We start from the raw sequence: 16752 nt of genomic DNA on the forward strand, positions 1-16752 counted from the left end.
GAGGTTTCAGTGAACGGGGTTAACTGGGTGAGGTGACGACACTCACCCAGTTGCCCGACGACTACGTCCAGAACCCGCACGAAGTGCACGACCTGCTGCGCGCCGAGGGCCCCGTGCAGGAAGTCCTCATGCCGCACGGGCTCAAGGTCTGGCTCGTGACTCGGTACGACGAGGCGAAGATCGCCCTCACCGCCGCGGAGGTCAGCAAGAACATCGCCGAGGGTGGTCACCTCATGGCGGTGCACTCCTCCCGAAGCGACCAGCACCGCGAGATCGAGCCCACGCTCTCGGTGCACATGCTCAACATGGACCCGCCCGGCCACACGCGGCTGCGCAAGCTCGTGACCAAGGCGTTCACCGCCCGCCGCATCGAGCTGATGCGCCCGCGCGTGCAGGAGATCGCGGCCGAGCTGATCGCGAAGCTGAACGACGGCGACGAGGTCGACCTGCTGGAGGCGTTCGCGTTCCCGCTGCCCATCACGGTGATCTGCGAGCTGCTCGGCATCCCGATCGACAACCGCGACGACTTCCGCGAGTGGTCGAACCAGCTGCTGACTTTCGGCACGCCCGAGCAGGTCCAGGCCGCCGCGTCCGCGATGGCCGGCTTCCTGTTCCAGCACGTCACGGCGATCGCCGAGGCCGAGCCGGACGACACGTTCTTCTCCGCCCTGGTGCACGCCGACGACTCCGGCGACCGGCTGAACACAGAAGAGCTGATCTCGATGGCGTTCCTGCTGCTCGTGGCGGGTCACGAGACGACGGTGAACCTCATCGGCAACGCCGTGCTCTCGTTGCTGCGCAACCCCGACCAGCTGCAGGTCCTCAGGGACCGCCCGGAGCTGATCCCGGCGAGCACCGAGGAGTTCCTGCGGCTGGAGGGCCCGGTGAACGTCGCGACCTTCCGCTACACCAGGGAGCCCCTCGAGCTGGGCGGCGTGACCGTGCCCGCGGGCGAGATCCTGATGGTGTCGCTGATCGCCGCGAACCGGGACCCCGAGCGCTACGAGAACCCCGACCGGCTCGACGTGACGCGGTCGGCGCAGGGGCACGTCGCGTTCGGCCACGGCATCCACTTCTGCCTGGGCGCACCGCTGGCCCGGCTGGAGTTCGACGTGGCGCTGACGCAGCTGCTGGAGCGGTTCCCGAACCTGGCGCTGGCGGCGGAGCCCGAGACGCTGGTGTGGCGGGACAGCACGCTCATCCGCGGCCTGCACACCCTGCCGGTACGCCTCGCCTAATGTGCTGCGGGTGGACGACCTGCTGAAGCTCGACCAGGCGCACGTCTGGCACCCGTACGGCCCGATGCCGGGCACCCAGGAACCGCTGCTCGTCTCGGAGGCCTCGGGTGTCCGGCTCACCCTCGCGGACGGCCGGGAGCTGGTCGACGGCATGTCGTCGTGGTGGGCGGCCATCCACGGCTACCGCCACCCGGTGCTCGACGCGGCCGTCACCGAGCAGCTCGGCCGGATGAGCCACGTGATGTTCGGCGGGCTCACGCACGAGCCCGCCATCCGGCTGAGCGCGAAGCTCGTCGAGATCACCCCCGAGCCGTTGCAGCACGTCTTCCTCGCCGACTCGGGCTCGGTGTCGGTCGAGGTCGCGATCAAGATGTGCCTGCAGTACTGGCGTTCGCGCAAGCGGCCGGAGAAGCGCCGCCTGATGACGTGGCGCGGCGGGTACCACGGGGACACGTTCAACCCCATGTCCGTGTGCGACCCCGAAGGCGGAATGCATTCGCTCTGGCGTGGAATCCTCCCGGTCCAAGTGTTCGCGGACGCGCCGCCGGCCGAGATGGACACCGCCTACGTCCAGCACCTCGCGGACCTCGTCGAGCAGCACGCCGACGAGCTGGCCGCGATCATCGTCGAGCCCGTCGTGCAGGGTGCCGGTGGCATGCGGTTCCACGACCCGCGATATCTGCACGTGCTGCGAGAGCTCGCGTACACACACGACGTGCTTCTCGTGTTCGACGAGATCGCCACGGGATTCGGCCGCACCGGCGAACTGTTCGCCGCCGACCACGCGAACGTCAGCCCGGACGTGATGTGCCTCGGCAAGTCGCTGACGGGCGGCTACCTGACGATGGCCGCCACCCTCTGCACGTCACGGGTGGCGGACGGGATCAGCAAGGGCGAGGTGCCGGTGCTCGCGCACGGGCCGACGTTCATGGGCAACCCGCTCGCGTCGGCGGTGTCGCTGGCGTCGATCGACCTGCTGCTGTCCCAGAACTGGAAGAGAGAAGTCGCTCGCATCTCGGCCGGGCTGTCCGAGGGCCTTGCGCCCGCGCGCGCCTTGCCCGGCGTTCGGGACGTACGCGTCTTGGGCGCTATCGGCGTCGTGCAACTGAACGAGCCGGTGGACATGGCGCGCGCCACACGGGCCGCCGTGGACGCCGGGGTGTGGCTGCGGCCGTTCCGCGACCTCGTCTACACGATGCCGCCGTTCGTCAGCACGGACGACGACGTGGCCCAGATCGCCGCCGCGGTGGTGGCCGCCGCCCGCTAACGTGACACCTCATGGGGAAACTCCCGGCCGCCCTGGGCGCGGTCGTCCTGCTCGCCGCGGTTCTCGTCGTGCCGGCGCGGGCGTCGGCCGAGCCCGTCACGTTCCCCAAGCTCCACGGCTCGGGCCGCGGCGGCACGATCAGCCTCCCCGGGACGGGCAGGTGCCTCGACGCGGCGCTGGAGGAGATCGACCGCAACGGCGGCAAGGTGCAGATGTGGACGTGCGGCCTCGCCGGTGACGAGCAGCAGTGGCGCTACGACCACCTCCCCGACATCGGCGCCGGCGCGTACATCGTCAGCCAGGCCAACGGCAAGTGCCTCGAGGTCGCCCCGGAGGAGCTCGGCGCCGAGGGCGGCAGGCTCCAGATGTGGGACTGCACCGGCCGCGTGGAGCAGCGGTGGGAGGTCATCCACCACCAGGGCGACCTGTTCCTCACGAGCAAGGCGACCAGGGGTGTCCTCGGCGTGTGGAGCGTCCACGAGGGCGCGCCGATCGGTGTGCACGGCAAGAGCTGAGAGCCACGGCGGCGCCCCCGTACGCCTCTACGGCGAGGGCTGGACGTCGATCGCGGCCGCGAGCTGCGTGTCGGTCGGCTCGACCAGGACGTCCCCGCCCGGCAGCACCAGGACGGGGATGTTCCGGCGTCCGGAGAGCTCGACGGCCCGATCACGCGCCGCGTCGTCGTTCGCGACGTCGACGTAGGTGAACGGCACGTTGTTGCGGGTCAGCCAGGACTTGGCCCGGCGGCAGTCACCGCACCACTCGGCGCCGTACATCACGATCGGTTGCTCAGTCATGCCCTCACGGTAGGTGACGTCCTAAGGTGATGGTTCGTGAGCGTGCTGGTGATCACCGGAACCGGGACCGAGGTCGGCAAGACCGCCGTCACCGCGGGCATCGCGGCGCTGGCCAGGGCAGAGGGCAGACGGGTCGCGGTGCTGAAGCCCGCGCAGACCGGTCTGCTGCCCGGCGAGCCCGGCGACGTGGCGGAGGTGGCGCGGCTGGCGGGCGACGTGACGACGCGTGAGCTGGTCAGATACCCCGACCCGCTGGCGCCGGCCACCGCGGCCAGACGCGCGGGCATGGCCACCCTGCGCCCCCAGGAGGTCGCCGCGGAGGTGACGAAGCTCGACGAGACCCACGACCTGGTGCTGGTCGAGGGCGCCGGCGGGTTGCTGGTGCGGTTCGACGAGGCCGGGTCGACCCTGGCCGACATCGCGTGGGCCGTGAACGCGCCCGTCCTGGTCGTGGCCCAGGCCGGGCTCGGGACGCTGAACGCGACGGCGCTGACGGCGGAGGCGCTGCAGCGGCGCGGGCTGGAGTCGATCGGCGTGGTCGTCGGCAGCTGGCCGTCGCACCCCGACCTCGCGTCCCTCACGAACCTGGCCGACCTGCCCGAGGCCGCGGGTGCCCCGCTGCTCGGCGCGCTGCCGCAGGGTGTGACGAAGCTCGGCTCCGCGGACTTCCTCCCGGTGGCCAGGAGAGCGTTCTCACCCTGGTTCGGGGGCGAGTTCGACCCGGAGACGTTCGCGGCTCAATTCGCGGTCCAGTGACCTACGTCGCTCCACGATGAAGGATCCAGTGCGGCATAGTGCACGCCAGGCCACAGGAGGAGGAGAGACCGTGACCGCAGCACCGGAACAGATCGACGTGCTCGACGAGGCTCGCGAGCAGGTGCTCGAACGAGGCGTCGGGCTCACCGAGGCCCAGGTGCTGAAGGTGCTCGAGCTCCCCGATGACCGGATCCCCGAGCTGCTGGCGCTGGCGCACGAGGTCCGCGAGCGCTGGTGCGGCCCCGAGGTCGAGGTCGAGGGCATCGTCTCGCTCAAGACCGGCGGCTGCCCCGAGGACTGCCACTTCTGCTCGCAGTCCGGCCAGTTCCCCTCGCCGGTGCGCTCGGCGTGGCTCGACATCCCGGGCCTGGTCCGCGCGGCCCGGCAGACCCGCGACACCGGCGCGACCGAGTTCTGCATCGTCGCGGCCGTGCGCGGCCCGGACAAGCGGCTGCTCTCGCAGGTGCGCGACGGCATCAAGGCCATCCGCGCCGACGGCAACGACATCCAGATCGCCTGCTCGCTCGGCATGCTCACGCAGGAGCAGGTCGACGAGCTCGTGGCGATGGGCGTGCACCGCTACAACCACAACCTCGAGACGGCCCGCTCGCACTTCCCGAACGTCGTCACCACGCACTCCTGGGAGGAGCGCTGGGACACGTTGCGGATGATCCGCGACGCCGGCATGGAGGTCTGCTGCGGCGGCATCATCGGCATGGGGGAGACCCTGGCGCAGCGCGCGGAGTTCGCCGTGCAGCTCGCCGAGCTGGAGCCCGACGAGGTCCCGCTGAACTTCCTCATCCCGAACCCCGGCACGCCGTACGAGAACTACCCGGTCGTGGAGGGCGCGGAGGCGCTGCGCACGGTCGGCGCGTTCCGCCTCGCCCTGCCGCGCACGATCCTGCGGTTCGCGGGCGGCCGTGAGCTCACGTTCGGCGACCTGGGCGCGAAGCAGGGCATGCTCGGCGGCATCAACGCGATCATCGTCGGCAACTACCTGACCAACCTCGGCCGCCCGGCGCAGCAGGACCTCGACATGCTCGAGGAGCTGTCGATGCCCATCAAGGCGCTGAGCCAGACCCTGTGATGATCACTACCGTGTACTGCTCCTTCTGCGGCAAAGAGGAAGCTGACGGCGACCACGCGGTCTGCCGTCAGCGGTTGTCGGTGATCGATCCGCCCAGGTACTGCGGGGAATGCGCGCGCCGCATGGTCGTCCAGGTGACCCCGGACGGCTGGACGGCGCGCTGCAGCCGCCACGGGGAGATCGGGTCCGCTCGGTAGTAACCTCTCGCGAATGGACGAGAACGCAGCGCCGGTGCGCACCGAACCCGTGCCGGAGCCGCCGTACGTCTACCACTACTACCTCCGGCCACGGCCGAAGGTGGTGGTGAAGCGGGACCTGCTGCCGGGCCTGGTGGTCGCGCTGACGACGTTCGCGGCCGGGCTGCCCGCGGCCTACCTGTGGTCGTGGCTCGCCCCGGCGCAGCTCAAGATCGTCTCGGCGCAGGACGGCAAGCTCTACCCGATCGGCGTGGAGAGCTACCACCGGCTCGACGCGCTGATGGTGTTCGTGCTGATCGGTCTCGGCGCGGGCGTGGTCACCGGCATCGCGGTGTGGCTGCTGCGGCAGCGGCGCGGTCCCGTGGCGATGCTCGGCATGACCGCGGGCTCGTTCGGCGCGGCCTGGTTCGCGCAGTACCTGGGCGGCTCGCTGGCCGCCGGCCGCTACCCGATGCCGTCGACGATCGAGGCGAACGACACCCTGCTCGTGGCCCCGGCCCTGGAGACGTGGTGGGGGATCCTCGCGTGGCCGCTGGGCGCGGCTCTCGCCTACGGCTGCTGCGCGGCGTGGAACGGCCTGGACGACCTGGGGCGGCGCCTCGGCTGAGGCACCGCCCTCGTGGTGGCCTATCCGACCCGATAGGCGAAGTCGGGCATGTCCGTCACGAACATCTGCCCCGGCGCGTGCGTGATCGCGAACGGCGGCCTGGACTTCATCAGCACCGCCTGCGGGGTCACCCCGCACGCCCAGAACACCGGCACGTCACCGGGTTCGTGCTCCACGGCGTCGCCGAAGTCCGGTGCGCCGACGTCGGAGATCCCGAGCATCTTCGGGTCGCCCGCACCGACCGGCGCGCCGTGCACCGACGGCATGAGCGCCGTGACCTTGTGCGCCATGTCCACAAGGGACTCCGGGATCCAGCGCATCGACACGACCATCGGCCCGTGCAGCCTCCCGGCGGGCCGGCACTGGATGTCCGTGACGAACATGGAGACGTTCCTGCCCTGCTCGACGTGCCGCAGCGGCACCCCCGCGTTCACGAGCGCGGTCTCGAACGTGAAGCTGCAGCCGATCAGGAACGTCACCAGGTCGTCGCGCCAGAACTCGGTCGCGTCCTCCGGTTCCGCTGTCAGCTCACCGTTCTCCCAGACCCGGTAGCGCGGTGCGTGCGTGCGCACGTCGGCGTCCCGCTTGAGCGCGCTGACCGTCTCGCCCGCGTCCAGCACGTCGAGCACCGGGCACGGCTTGGGGTTGCGGTGGGTGAAGAGGAGGAAGTCGTACGCCCAGTCCCGGGGGATGGCGATGAGGTTGGCCTGCGCCTGGCCCGGCGCCTGTCCCGCGGTCGTCATTCGAGCTCCTTGTTGGCGGTCTCCGGCAGCCAGACCAGTGCGACGACGGCGATCCCGTACGCGGCCGCCCCGAACAGCATCGCACCGCCGATGCCCAGCCGGTCGGCCATGAAGCCGACCAGCCCGGGGAACACCGCGCCGAACGCGCGCCCGAGGTTGTAGGTGAAGCCCTGCCCCGTGCCGCGCAGCTGCGTCGGGTAGAGCTCGCTGAGGTAGCTGCCGAACCCGCTGAAGATGGCGGACGTGCAGAACCCGAGCGGGAAACCGAGGAACATGACCAACGTGTTGGCACCGTTGGGGATCTGCGTGTACGCCACGATCAGCAACGCGCTGGTGACCGCGAACAGCGCGAAGGTCTTCTTGCGCCCCAGGTAGTCCGTCAGGTAGCCGCCGCACACGTACCCGATCCACGCACCGGTGATGAGGAACGCGAGGTACCCGCCCGTGCCGATGATCGTGAGCCCGCGCCCGGTCTGCAGGAACGCCGGCAACCACAGGGCGAGCGTGTAGTACCCGCCCTGCACACCCGTTGCGAGCAACGCCGCGAACAGCGTGGTCTTGAGGATCGGCCCCTGGAAGATCTTCGGGAACGTCCCGCGCGCCCTGGGCTGCGCCTTGACCTCGGGGGCGTCGTCGACGTTGCGGCGCACGTAGAAGATGAGGACCGCGGGCAGCGCGCCCGTCCAGAACATGACCCGCCAGCTGATGGCGGGGTCGGCCAAGCTCGCCACCAGCGTGTTGACGACGACAGCGAGCCCCCAGCCCACGGCCCACGCGCTCTGGATGAACGCCACCGTGCGCCCGCGGTACTTCGGCTTGCAGTACTCGGCCACGAGGATCGCCCCGGCCGCCCACTCGCCACCGAAACCGAGGCCCTGCAACGCCCGGAAGACCAGCAGCGTCTCGTAGTTCGTCGCGAAGCCGCACAGCACGGTGAAGAACGCGTACGCCGCCACGGTGATGATGAGCGTTCTCGACCTCCCGAACCGGTCGGCCATGACGCCCGCCACCGCGCCGCCGATGGCGCTCATCAGCAGCGTGCTCGTGCCCAGCAGGCCCGCTTCCGCCTTGGTGAGGCCGAAGTAGCCCGTGATCGCGACCAGGCTCAACGGCAGAACCCAGTAGTCGTACGAGTCCAGCCCATAGCCGCCGAACGCGCCGATGAACGCGCGCCTGCCCTTCTGGCCCAGACTGCGGAACCAGGCGAAACGGCCTGTGTCCTCGGTCGTGGTCGTGCTCATGCGACACCTCGCAGCGTGGTGGAGGAGTGGTCGAGTGTGATGTGGGACTCAGCGTATGGGATTGTTGAACAATCCGACAAGACCACAATTCAACGATCCGACGATCGGTGGGTGGCGGATGGGCTGAGCGGCGCTCCGGAGTGCGGCTCAACGGGCTGCGGCTCAGGGGCGGAGGACCCGAGGTGGCCGTGGCGGGCGTGAACGCAGGCGGGCTGCCTAGAAACCAGCGCGTTGGGGTTTGTCTGTACGCCAGAAGGATGCTGGCGCCCGCGTGGCAGGTAAGGCCTGGCCGCGACCTGTGCGGCGAGGCGAGAACTGGGCAGGAGTCGCGATGCGCTCAGCAGGCAGCATGGCGAAATGGGGCACAGCCCTGTGGAGGGACACGTCCTGACCGGGACTGCCGCCGAGCCGGTCGACTGGACGGTCGGGGTCGGCTGTGCGTTCCGCCGAGGCCCATCGGGCGGTCGGCTGCACGTTCCGCCGCCGAGGCCCACGGGGTCAGGCTTCCGGGTGCGCCCAGCGCGGGCTCCCGGCCGAGCCGCCTAGTTGGGCGAAGGCACGTGCCCGAACTCCGTCAACGGCACCGGAACCGCCTTCAAGGTGCTCAAGATCCCGGTCTCCCGGTGCAGCATCCGCCGCACCAGCCGCAAACGGCGGGCCGGCGATCTCTCCTCCAGCAGCCGCTGCCGGTCCTCGACGGGCAGCAGGCAGTCCGCGGCCAGCAGGTACGACAACGCGCCGAGGTCCACGTCCGCGGCGGGGGAGGACCAGTCCTCCCGGTTCCACGCCGCCCCGCAGTAGCGTTCGTGGGCCGCGCGGGCCCCGCGTTCGAGGATGGGCACGACCTCCTGGGCCGCCTCGGGCACCGGGGCGTCGTCCACGTAGTCGACGTGCGCCAGCAGGTAGGGGGCGGTGGTGGTGTCCACGTCCAGCAACCGGAACCGCCGCACCCCGCGCGTCACGATGTCGAAGCGCCCCTCGGGCAGCGGACGTGCGTCGAGGAGGTCGGCCGAGCAGCCGATGTCCTGCAGGGAGCGGACGTTGTCGGCGCCCACCTCCCAGCCCTCCTTGATGCACACGACGCCGAAGGTGCGGCCGAACAGCGAGCCGGTCATCAGGTCGACGACCAGCTGGCGGTAACGCGGTTCGAAGATGTGCAACGGCAGGGACGCCCCGGGCAGCAGCACGGTGCCCAGGGGGAACAACGGAAGCGTCTCTGCCACGCGTGCAACGTTACGGGGTGGCAACTCCGCCTGCTGGACGGCCGGATCCCGGCGGCCTCAGCACGGCGAACGGATCGGTCACCTTGATTCCCTTGGCGCTGAACCGGAACAGGGCGGCCGGCCTGCCTCCCGACGGGCCGGGGGGTGCGGTGCCGCCCGTCGGTTCCAGCAGCAGGCGGCGGGAGAGCACGCGTTGCAGGTTCGTCGCGGAGACGCGGTAGCCCAGTGCGGCGGAGTAGTGGTCGCGCAGCAGGGAGATGGTGAACTCCGGTGGTGCCAGGGCGAAACCGAGGTTCGTGTACGACAGCTTCGAGCCGAGCCTGTGCCGCGCTCGTCCGACGATCGAGGCGTGGTCGAACGCCATCGCGGGAAGTTCCTCGACGCAGTGCCACGTGGTGTCCGAGGGGACCTCGGGGTCGACGTCCGACGGAACCAGCCCGAGGAACGCCGTCGCGACGACGCGGGGGCCGGGAACGCGGTCCGGGGCGCTGAAGACAGCCAGCTGCTCGACGTGTGACAACTGTCGCACGTCGACTTTTTCCGCCAGCTGACGGCGGATGGAGGACTCCACGTCCTCGTCGACCCGCAGCTCGCCACCGGGCAGCGACCAGCGGTGAGCGTGTGGCTCCCGTGCGCGCTCCCACAGCATGACCTGGAGTGACGCACCTCTCACCCGCAGCACAGCTGCCAGAACTTCATGTCCCACACCGGCCACTCGGCTGATACTATCGGCCACGTTTTCGACCAATAGGCGAAAACCCCGGATCGAGGAGGCAGTGATGGTCGCTACCGCAATCGTGGAGCGAACCGCGTCGGGTGTGTACGGCGGAGTCGAGCCGAACGCAGCGTGGCGGGACGAGGTGTTGCGCCTCGCCGAGGAGCGGGATGCCGTCATCCTGGCGCACAACTACCAGCTGCCCGAGATCCAGGACATCGCCCACCACACCGGCGACTCCCTCGCGCTCAGCAGGATCGCCGCGCAGTCCGACGCGCGGACCATCATCTTCTGCGGCGTGCACTTCATGGCCGAGACCGCGAAGATCCTGAGCCCCGAGAAGACCGTGCTCATCCCGGACGAGCGCGCGGGCTGCTCGCTCGCCGACTCGATCACCGGCGCGCAGCTGCGCGAGTGGAAGGCGCAGCACTCCGGCGCGGTCGTCGTGTCCTACGTGAACACCACGGCCGAGGTGAAGGCCGAGACCGACATCTGCTGCACGTCGTCGAACGCCGTCGACGTGGTGCGCTCGATCCCCGCCGACCGCGAGGTGCTGTTCTGCCCGGACCAGTTCCTGGGCGCGCACGTCAAGCGCGAGACCGGCCGCGAGAACCTGCACATCTGGGCGGGCGAGTGCCACGTCCACGCCGGCATCAACGGTCCCGAGCTGGCCGAGCGCGCCGCCGCGAACCCGGACGCCGACCTGTTCATCCACCCGGAGTGCGGCTGCGCCACCAGCGCGCTGTACCTGAGCGGCGAGGGCATCGTGCCGGCGGAGAAGGTCAAGATCCTCTCGACCGGCGACATGATCACCGCCGCGCGCAGCACGAACGCCCGCAAGGTGCTCGTCGCGACCGAGGTCGGCATGCTGCACCAGCTGCGCAAGGCCGCGCCGGAGATCGACTTCCGCGCCGTCAACGACCGCGCGTCGTGCACCTACATGAAGATGATCACGCCGGCCGCGCTGCTGCGGTGCGTGCGCGACGGCCTGGACGAGGTGCACGTCGACCTGGAGACCGCCAAGCGCGCCCAGGGCGCCGTGCAGCGCATGATCGAGATCGGCCAGCCCGGCGGCGGTGAGTGATGGCCGCGCGCTGGGAGGCGCGAGCCGACCTGATCGTGGTCGGCACGGGTGTGGCGGGTCTCACCGCCGCGCTGCGGGCTCGTGAGCTGGGACTCCGGGTCATGGTCGTCACGAAGGCCGCGGGGGACGACGGCAACACGCGCTGGGCGCAGGGCGGCGTCGCCGTCGTCCTGGAGGACCAGCACGACCCCGGCGACTCGGTCGCGAGGCACGTCGAGGACACGCTGACGGCGGGCGCGGGCCTCTGCGACGACGCGGCGGTCGCGGCGATCATCACCGGCGGCCCCGCCGCCGTCGCCCGGCTGCGCGAGCGCGGTGCCGTGTTCGACGCCAAGCCCGACGGCCTGCTCGAACGCACCCGCGAAGGCGGCCACAGCGCGTTCCGCGTCGTGCACGCCGGCGGCGACGCGACCGGCGCCGAGGTCGAGCGCGCGCTGCTCAAGGCCACTGTGGACGGACGGGTTCCCCTGCTGGAGAACCACGTCGCGGTCGACGCCGTCAAGACGCCGCTCGGTGCCGTGGCCGGACTGCTGGTCCTGGACGGCAACGGCGTGCCCGGCGTGCTCACCGCGCCCGCCGTGCTGCTGGCGACCGGTGGCATCGGCCAGATGTACCAGGCGACCTCGAACCCCTCCGTGGCGACGGGTGACGGCCTGGCGCTGGCCCTGCGCGCCGGCGCCCTGGCGGCGGACGTCGAGTTCATCCAGTTCCACCCGACCGTCCTCTACACCGGACGCGGCGCGCGAGGCCGTTGCCCGCTCGTCACCGAGGCCGTGCGCGGCGAGGGCGCCGTGCTGGTCGACGCGACCGGCGCCCGCGTGATGAAGGGCGTGCACCCGCTGGAGGACCTGGCCCCGCGCGACGTCGTGGCGGCCGCGATCACCCGCCACATGGCGGCGGGCCCCGGCGGCGTCGACGACCACGTCTTCCTCGACGCGACGTCGTTGCGGGACATGGCTTCCCGCTTCCCGACCGTCCACGCGGCCTGCGTCTCCGTGGGCATCGACCCGGCCGTGGACCCGATCCCGGTCGCCCCGGCGGCGCACTTCGCGTGCGGCGGCGTGGTGTCCACCGTCGACGGCCGCACCGGCGTGACCGGCCTGTACGCCGTCGGCGAGGTCGCGCGCACGGGCCTGCACGGCGCGAACCGCCTGGCGTCCAACAGCCTCCTCGAAGGCCTGGTCTGCGGCACCCGCGCCGCCGAGACCGTGGCCGCCGACCTCGCCATCGGCCTGATCGCCCCCGCCCGCGCCGTCGACCCCGCGTTGCCGACGGCGCCGGTGGCGGACAGGGACATGCTCCAGCGCGTGATGTCGCGCTACGCCGCGATCGGCAGGGACGCCGAGGGGCTGGCCGTCGTCGGCTCGGTGCTCGACGTGTCCACTGTGGACAAGCAGCTGGAGTCGCGGGAACTGGTCGAGGACGCGGCGCTGACCATCGCCGCCCGCGCCCTGATCGCGGCGGCGCAGGAACGCACCGAGTCGCGCGGCTGCCACGTCCGCACGGACTTCACCGAGCGCTCCGGGGCGTGGCAGCGCAGCCAGCTCGTCCGGCTCACCCCGACCGGTCAGCCCGTGCTGGCCGATCCCGTTCTGGTGGAGGGGGTCGCATGACCACCGAGGGCAGCACCGACAACGGCATCGACTGGGACGACGCGAACCGGGTCATCCAGCTCGCGCTCGAGGAGGACCTCCGCTACGGCCTCGACGCCACGACGCTCGCGACCGTGCCGGAGAAGGCCGTCGCCACCGCGGAGATCACTCCCCGGGCGGCCGGCGTGCTGTGCGGGGTCTCCGTGGCCCGCACGGCTTTCCAGCGCTACCTGCCCGAGATCGAGGTGCTGCACGAGGCCTCCGACGGCGACAAGGCCGTGCCCGGCGAACCCGCGCTGGTGCTCAGGGGATCGACGCGCGGCCTGCTCACCGTCGAACGCACGGCGCTGAACCTGATCTGCCACCTGTCCGGCATCGCCTCGCGGACAGCGCTGTGGGTCGAGGCGGTCGAGGGCACCGGTGCGGCCGTCCGCGACTCGCGCAAGACGTTGCCGGGCCTGCGCTTGCTCCAGAAGTACGCGGTCAGGGCGGGCGGCGGCGTCAACCACCGGATGGGCCTCGGCGACGCGATCCTGATCAAGGACAACCACGTCGCCGCGGCCGGTTCGGTCGGTGCCGCGATCCGCGCGGCGCGCGCGCACGCGCCGGAGCTGCTGATGGAGGTCGAGGTCGACAGCCTGGAGCAGCTCGACGAGGCGCTGGCCGAAGGCGCGGAACTGGTGCTGCTGGACAACTTCACGCCCGAGCAGTGCGCGCGGGCCGTGGCGCGCAGGCCGGAGGGCGTGAAGCTGGAGGCGTCCGGCGGGCTCACCCTGGACGTGGCCCGCGCGTACGCCGGGACGGGCGTGGACTACCTGGCCGTCGGCGGGCTCACGCACTCGTCGCCGTCGCTCGACCTCGGCCTGGACCTGAAGTAGCGCAGGGGGCGGCCCGCACCCCCGAGGCGGGCCGCCCGGCCGGGGTCACCCGCGGCGCGGCCGGTAGCGCACGAAACCGCCCTGCCGGGTGCCGGGGAACGTCTGCGCCCGGCGCCAGTCCGCGGTGGCGGAGCCGACGCCGACGCCGTTCGCCAGCGCGTCGGCGTGGTCCTCCGCGCTCACCCACTCCGCGTAGTTGATGACCTGCTTGCCGTCCTCGCGGATGTGGAAGGCGGCGGAGATGCCGCCGGGGTGCGGGTTCGGCTCGCTCGCCAGCGCCACGAAGACCGCGTCGACGAACCCCCGCGCGGCGGCCTCGTCGTCGGTGTCGATCGTGACCAGGACGACGCACCCCACGGGCTTGTCCGGGGAGGACATGCCGGCGGTGCGGTAGAGCTCGAAGCCGTCGATCTCCTTGCGGTCGCGGACGAACCCGGGCAGTTCGGGAAGAGTCATGCCCCGATCCTGCGGGCTCGACCTAACTGGAGGTCAAGCGCCGGTTCGCCAGCACGGGCAGCACCTCGCGCGCCTGCTCGACCACGGCGAGGTCCAGGTCGACGACCGTGCCGGACGGCTGGTCCGACAGCTGCACGACGACGTTGCCGAACGGGTCCGCGACCGTCGAGTACCCGATGCCGGTCGGCGCGGACGACCCCAGGTCGCCGGGATGGGCCTGTCCGCACGCCACGACGTACGAGGTGCAGTCGAGAGCACGGGCCCGCACCAGCAGTTCCCACTGCTCCTTCTTGCCCGGCCCGGCGCCCCACGACGCCCCGACCAGCACGGCGGACGCGCCCTTGTCCGCGAGCGCGCGGAAGAGCTCGGGGAAGCGGATGTCGTAGCAGGTCGCGACGCCCAGGGTCACGCCGTCGACCTCGAAGACCACCGGCGAGGAGCCGGGAGCGACCGTCCGCGACTCCTGGAACCCGAACGCGTCGAACAGGTGGATCTTGTCGTACCCGACGTGCAGGCCGGGCCCGGTCACCAGCAGCGTGTTCGCCACCCGGTCGCCGGCAGGCGTGAACATGCCGGCCACCACCACGACGTCGTGCGCGGCGGCGATCTCGTGCACGGCGGACGCCCACGGGCCGTCCAGGGGCTCGGCGACGGGCCCGAGGGGCACGCCGAAGCGGCACATCGTCGCCTCCGGCAGCACCACGACCCGCGCGTCCTCGGCCCGGCGCACCGCGTCGCGGACGAGCTCCAGGTTCGAACGGGGATCGGTCGTGGAGCTGATCTGACTCACGGCGATGCGCATGGGGATCACTGTAGGGTCCGGGACGTGCGTTCCCCACTGCTCCTAGTCGTGCTGCTGGCCGTCGCGGGCTGCACCGAGACCGCCACGCCCCGCCCGGACGGAGGGTCGAACGGCACGTCGATCGTGCTGGCCGACCGCGATGAACCCACGACGCTGAACCCGCTGCTCGGCTACGGCGCGCAGGGCGTGTCCAAGATCTACGACGGCCTGGTCGAGCACCGCCAGGACGGCTCGCTCGCTCCCCGGCTCGCGGCCGACCTGCCCGAACCGGCGGCGGACGGCCTGAGCTGGACCGTGAAGCTGCGCGGGGACGTGAAGTTCACCGACGGCAGCGGGTTCGGCGCCGAGGACGTCGTCGCGACGTACACCGCGGCGCTGAGCAACCCGGTCAAGGAGCGGTTCAGCACGCTCGAGAGCGTCGAGCAGCTCGACCCGTCCACGGTCCGCTTCACCCTGAAGCAGATGCACGCCGCGTTCCCGCACCTGCTGGTGCTCGGCATCCTGCCCAGCGAGCAGGCGAACCCGGACGGCCGGCCGGTCGGCACCGGCCCGTACAAGGTCACCGAGTGGAAGAAGGGCGATCGGCTGCTCCTGGAGAGCAACGAGAGCTACTTCGACGGCGCGCCCAAGGTGAAGAAGGTGACTGTCGTCTTCGTCACCGACGACAACCAGCGCGCCCGCCGCATGCAGGACGGCGAGTTCGACGGCACGGTGCTGCCGCCCAAGACCGCCGAGCAGTTCACCGGCAGGTCGGGTCTCACCGTGCAGTACCACCGCAGCGCCGACTACCGCGCGGTGCGGCTGCCCGCGGCGAACCCGGTCACCGGCAACGCCGCCGTCCGCCTCGCCCTGAACTTCGCCGCGAACCGCCAGGGCATGATCGACAGCCTGCTCGACGGCAAGGGCACCATCGGCTACACGCCCGTGCCCGACGCGCTGGCCGAGGAGTTCGACCCGTCCGCGAGGTTCCGGTTCGACAAGGACGAGGCGTCGAGGCTGCTCGGCGCGGGCGGCTGGGCGCCCGGTGCGGACGGCATCCGGGTCCGCGAGGGCGTGGCGGCCCGCTTCACGCTGATGTACCCGCTGGGCGACGACCTGCGAGCCGACCTCGCGACGGCGTTCGCTGCCGACGCCAGGGCGGTGGGCGTGGACGTGCAGCTCGCCGGCCTGTCGTGGGAGGCGATCCGCCCGCGGATGGACCAGGACGCTCTGCTCTACGGCGAGGGTTCGCCGTTCGACCCGGACCTGATGCTCTACGACCTGCGCGGCCAGGGCAGCCCGGCGGCGGACGCGGCGATCGAGAACGGCCGCGAGCTCATCGACCCGGCGCAGCGGGCGGTGGCGTACAAGCTCTTCCAGCAGGCGTTCGTGGCCGCTCCGTCGATGGTGGTGCTGGTCTTCCCCGAGCACGCGTACGTGCTGCGCGACTCGTGGAACGGCTACCAGCCCGTGGTCGACGCGAACTCCTACGGCGCACTGGCCTGGGGCCCGTGGTGGAACCTGGAGAAGTGGGAGCCTAAGTAGTGCGGGCGTTGATCTCGCGGACGGCGCGCTCGGGGTCGTCCGCCCAGAACTCGACGCGCTCGACCCGCTTCGCGCCCGACTTGCCGAGGTCGACGAGCTGCGGCTCGCGGAACGGCACGGACACGTTCGTCCTGGTCAGCGACTGGATGACGAGCGCGTCCCCGATCACCTCCACGCTGCGCTGCCCCTTGTGGCCGCGCTCGGCGACCTGGGCCGCGCCGAGGTCCGCGGTCGGGATGCGCCAGTCGAAGAACCCCAGCTGGCGCAACCGCAGCTCGTCGGCGGAGACGGTGTGCGGCTGCTTCGTCAGCACGTAGAGAGCGCCCGCGCACACGACGGCGTTCAGCACGCCCAGGACGATCAGCGTGATGAGCAGCCACGGGATGTCCAGCCCGAACGCGACCAGCGCGATCCCGACCGCCGTGATGATCAGGAACCGCACGTACCGCGGCTTCATGCGCTTGCCGTAGGGGATCTCCACCATGCGACGAGCCTATTTCGTGGCAGAGTGCGAACCGTGAGCGACCTGATCTTCCTGGACAGCG

General features: G+C 71.2%; 19 protein-coding genes. 11 read left to right on the plus strand and 8 right to left on the minus strand.

Annotated features, from left to right (window positions below; all coding sequences use genetic code 11):
* The first annotated feature begins 32 nt into the window (after positions 1–32).
* Genes V1227_RS36575 through V1227_RS36585 form a run of 3 tightly spaced genes read left to right on the plus strand, consistent with a single transcriptional unit; the run spans position 33 to position 3020 of the window.
* Entirely contained in the window at positions 33–1238 is a 1206-nt protein-coding gene (locus V1227_RS36575; protein WP_329789709.1) for a cytochrome P450 family protein, read from the plus strand.
* Between the two features lie 4 nt (positions 1239–1242).
* Positions 1243–2505, plus strand: a complete 1263-nt coding sequence (locus tag V1227_RS36580) for an adenosylmethionine--8-amino-7-oxononanoate transaminase (RefSeq protein ID WP_329794204.1) — start codon at positions 1243–1245, stop codon at positions 2503–2505.
* Between the two features lie 11 nt (positions 2506–2516).
* On the plus strand, positions 2517–3020 hold the full coding sequence (locus V1227_RS36585; protein WP_329789710.1) for an RICIN domain-containing protein: 504 nt from the start codon (positions 2517–2519) through the stop codon (positions 3018–3020).
* 27 nt (positions 3021–3047) lie between these two features.
* Here V1227_RS36585 and V1227_RS36590 read toward each other — a convergent pair whose 3' ends face one another.
* Positions 3048–3302, minus strand: coding sequence for a glutaredoxin family protein (locus tag V1227_RS36590; RefSeq protein ID WP_236218359.1), 255 nt, complete (start codon positions 3300–3302; stop codon positions 3048–3050).
* Between the two features lie 36 nt (positions 3303–3338).
* Between V1227_RS36590 and bioD the strand changes: the two genes are divergently transcribed.
* The 4 genes from bioD to V1227_RS36610 all read left to right on the plus strand — a co-directional run bounded on the left by bioD (position 3339) and on the right by V1227_RS36610 (position 5949).
* Complete coding sequence (bioD, locus tag V1227_RS36595; protein WP_329789711.1) at positions 3339–4058, plus strand: dethiobiotin synthase; 720 nt, start codon at positions 3339–3341, stop codon at positions 4056–4058.
* A 70-nt stretch (positions 4059–4128) separates the two neighbouring features.
* Entirely contained in the window at positions 4129–5145 is a 1017-nt protein-coding gene (gene bioB, locus V1227_RS36600) for a biotin synthase BioB (protein ID WP_090095644.1), read from the plus strand.
* Complete coding sequence (gene bsaP / locus V1227_RS36605) at positions 5145–5342, plus strand: biotin synthase auxiliary protein BsaP (protein WP_236218355.1); 198 nt, start codon at positions 5145–5147, stop codon at positions 5340–5342. Before bioB ends, bsaP begins: the two co-directional genes overlap by 1 nt.
* A 13-nt stretch (positions 5343–5355) precedes the next feature.
* Positions 5356–5949 carry a DUF2567 domain-containing protein gene (locus tag V1227_RS36610; protein ID WP_329789712.1) on the plus strand — a complete coding sequence of 198 codons (594 nt, stop codon included), beginning with the start codon at positions 5356–5358 and terminating at the stop codon, positions 5947–5949.
* Positions 5950–5969: 20 nt separating this feature from the next.
* Here V1227_RS36610 and V1227_RS36615 read toward each other — a convergent pair whose 3' ends face one another.
* The 4 genes from V1227_RS36615 to V1227_RS36630 all read right to left on the minus strand — a co-directional run bounded on the left by V1227_RS36615 (position 5970) and on the right by V1227_RS36630 (position 9835).
* On the minus strand, positions 5970–6692 hold the full coding sequence (locus V1227_RS36615; RefSeq protein WP_329789713.1) for a putative hydro-lyase: 723 nt from the start codon (positions 6690–6692) through the stop codon (positions 5970–5972).
* Positions 6689–7933: an MFS transporter gene (locus tag V1227_RS36620; protein WP_329789714.1), complete on the minus strand. Its 1245-nt coding sequence runs from the start codon at positions 7931–7933 to the stop codon at positions 6689–6691. Before V1227_RS36620 ends, V1227_RS36615 begins: the two co-directional genes overlap by 4 nt.
* Before the next feature lie 542 nt (positions 7934–8475).
* Complete coding sequence (locus V1227_RS36625; protein WP_329789715.1) at positions 8476–9156, minus strand: LON peptidase substrate-binding domain-containing protein; 681 nt, start codon at positions 9154–9156, stop codon at positions 8476–8478.
* Positions 9157–9166: 10 nt separating this feature from the next.
* Positions 9167–9835, minus strand: coding sequence for an NUDIX hydrolase (locus V1227_RS36630; protein WP_329794205.1), 669 nt, complete (start codon positions 9833–9835; stop codon positions 9167–9169).
* A 100-nt stretch (positions 9836–9935) separates the two neighbouring features.
* On the opposite strand from V1227_RS36630, the gene nadA reads away from it, so the two are divergent.
* The 3 genes from nadA to nadC are packed head-to-tail and all read left to right on the plus strand — an operon-like array spanning position 9936 to position 13425.
* Positions 9936–10955: a quinolinate synthase NadA gene (gene nadA / locus V1227_RS36635; RefSeq protein ID WP_329789716.1), complete on the plus strand. Its 1020-nt coding sequence runs from the start codon at positions 9936–9938 to the stop codon at positions 10953–10955.
* Positions 10955–12568 carry an L-aspartate oxidase gene (locus V1227_RS36640; RefSeq protein WP_329789717.1) on the plus strand — a complete coding sequence of 538 codons (1614 nt, stop codon included), beginning with the start codon at positions 10955–10957 and terminating at the stop codon, positions 12566–12568. The genes nadA and V1227_RS36640 overlap by 1 nt, the downstream gene beginning before the upstream one ends.
* The gene (gene nadC, locus V1227_RS36645) at positions 12565–13425 is read left to right on the plus strand and encodes a carboxylating nicotinate-nucleotide diphosphorylase (RefSeq protein WP_329789718.1); all 861 of its coding nucleotides are present in this window, start codon (positions 12565–12567) and stop codon (positions 13423–13425) included. Before V1227_RS36640 ends, nadC begins: the two co-directional genes overlap by 4 nt.
* Before the next feature lie 45 nt (positions 13426–13470).
* Here the strand turns inward: nadC and V1227_RS36650 are convergent, their stop codons facing one another.
* On the minus strand, positions 13471–13881 hold the full coding sequence (locus V1227_RS36650) for a hypothetical protein (RefSeq protein WP_329789719.1): 411 nt from the start codon (positions 13879–13881) through the stop codon (positions 13471–13473).
* A 22-nt stretch (positions 13882–13903) separates the two neighbouring features.
* Positions 13904–14683 carry a carbon-nitrogen hydrolase family protein gene (locus tag V1227_RS36655; RefSeq protein ID WP_329789720.1) on the minus strand — a complete coding sequence of 260 codons (780 nt, stop codon included), beginning with the start codon at positions 14681–14683 and terminating at the stop codon, positions 13904–13906.
* Positions 14684–14707: 24 nt separating this feature from the next.
* Between V1227_RS36655 and V1227_RS36660 the strand changes: the two genes are divergently transcribed.
* On the plus strand, positions 14708–16207 hold the full coding sequence (locus V1227_RS36660; protein ID WP_329789721.1) for an ABC transporter substrate-binding protein: 1500 nt from the start codon (positions 14708–14710) through the stop codon (positions 16205–16207).
* On the opposite strand, the gene V1227_RS36665 is transcribed toward V1227_RS36660, so the two are convergent.
* Positions 16200–16691 (minus strand): hypothetical protein, encoded by a 492-nt coding sequence (locus V1227_RS36665; RefSeq protein ID WP_329789722.1) that lies wholly within the window; start codon positions 16689–16691, stop codon positions 16200–16202. The genes V1227_RS36660 and V1227_RS36665 overlap by 8 nt on opposite strands.
* Positions 16692–16752: the final 61 nt, after the last annotated feature.

The organism is Lentzea sp. DG1S-22 (genome assembly GCF_036321065.1).
Classification (GTDB): domain Bacteria; phylum Actinomycetota; class Actinomycetes; order Mycobacteriales; family Pseudonocardiaceae; genus Lentzea; species Lentzea jiangxiensis.

Excerpts from the sequence above, each read along its gene's own strand:
- V1227_RS36585 (WP_329789710.1), top strand. The coding sequence starts at position 2,517 with ATGGGGAAACTCCCGGCCGCCCTGGGCGCGGTCGTCCTGCTCGCCGCG.
- V1227_RS36590 (WP_236218359.1), bottom strand. The coding sequence starts at position 3,302 with ATGACTGAGCAACCGATCGTGATGTACGGCGCCGAGTGGTGCGGTGAC.
- bsaP (WP_236218355.1), top strand. The coding sequence starts at position 5,145 with ATGATCACTACCGTGTACTGCTCCTTCTGCGGCAAAGAGGAAGCTGAC.
- V1227_RS36610 (WP_329789712.1), top strand. The coding sequence starts at position 5,356 with ATGGACGAGAACGCAGCGCCGGTGCGCACCGAACCCGTGCCGGAGCCG.
- V1227_RS36615 (WP_329789713.1), bottom strand. The coding sequence starts at position 6,692 with ATGACGACCGCGGGACAGGCGCCGGGCCAGGCGCAGGCCAACCTCATC.
- V1227_RS36620 (WP_329789714.1), bottom strand. The coding sequence starts at position 7,933 with ATGAGCACGACCACGACCGAGGACACAGGCCGTTTCGCCTGGTTCCGC.
- nadA (WP_329789716.1), top strand. The coding sequence starts at position 9,936 with ATGGTCGCTACCGCAATCGTGGAGCGAACCGCGTCGGGTGTGTACGGC.
- V1227_RS36640 (WP_329789717.1), top strand. The coding sequence starts at position 10,955 with ATGGCCGCGCGCTGGGAGGCGCGAGCCGACCTGATCGTGGTCGGCACG.
- nadC (WP_329789718.1), top strand. The coding sequence starts at position 12,565 with ATGACCACCGAGGGCAGCACCGACAACGGCATCGACTGGGACGACGCG.
- V1227_RS36650 (WP_329789719.1), bottom strand. The coding sequence starts at position 13,881 with ATGACTCTTCCCGAACTGCCCGGGTTCGTCCGCGACCGCAAGGAGATC.
- V1227_RS36655 (WP_329789720.1), bottom strand. The coding sequence starts at position 14,683 with ATGCGCATCGCCGTGAGTCAGATCAGCTCCACGACCGATCCCCGTTCG.
- V1227_RS36665 (WP_329789722.1), bottom strand. The coding sequence starts at position 16,691 with ATGGTGGAGATCCCCTACGGCAAGCGCATGAAGCCGCGGTACGTGCGG.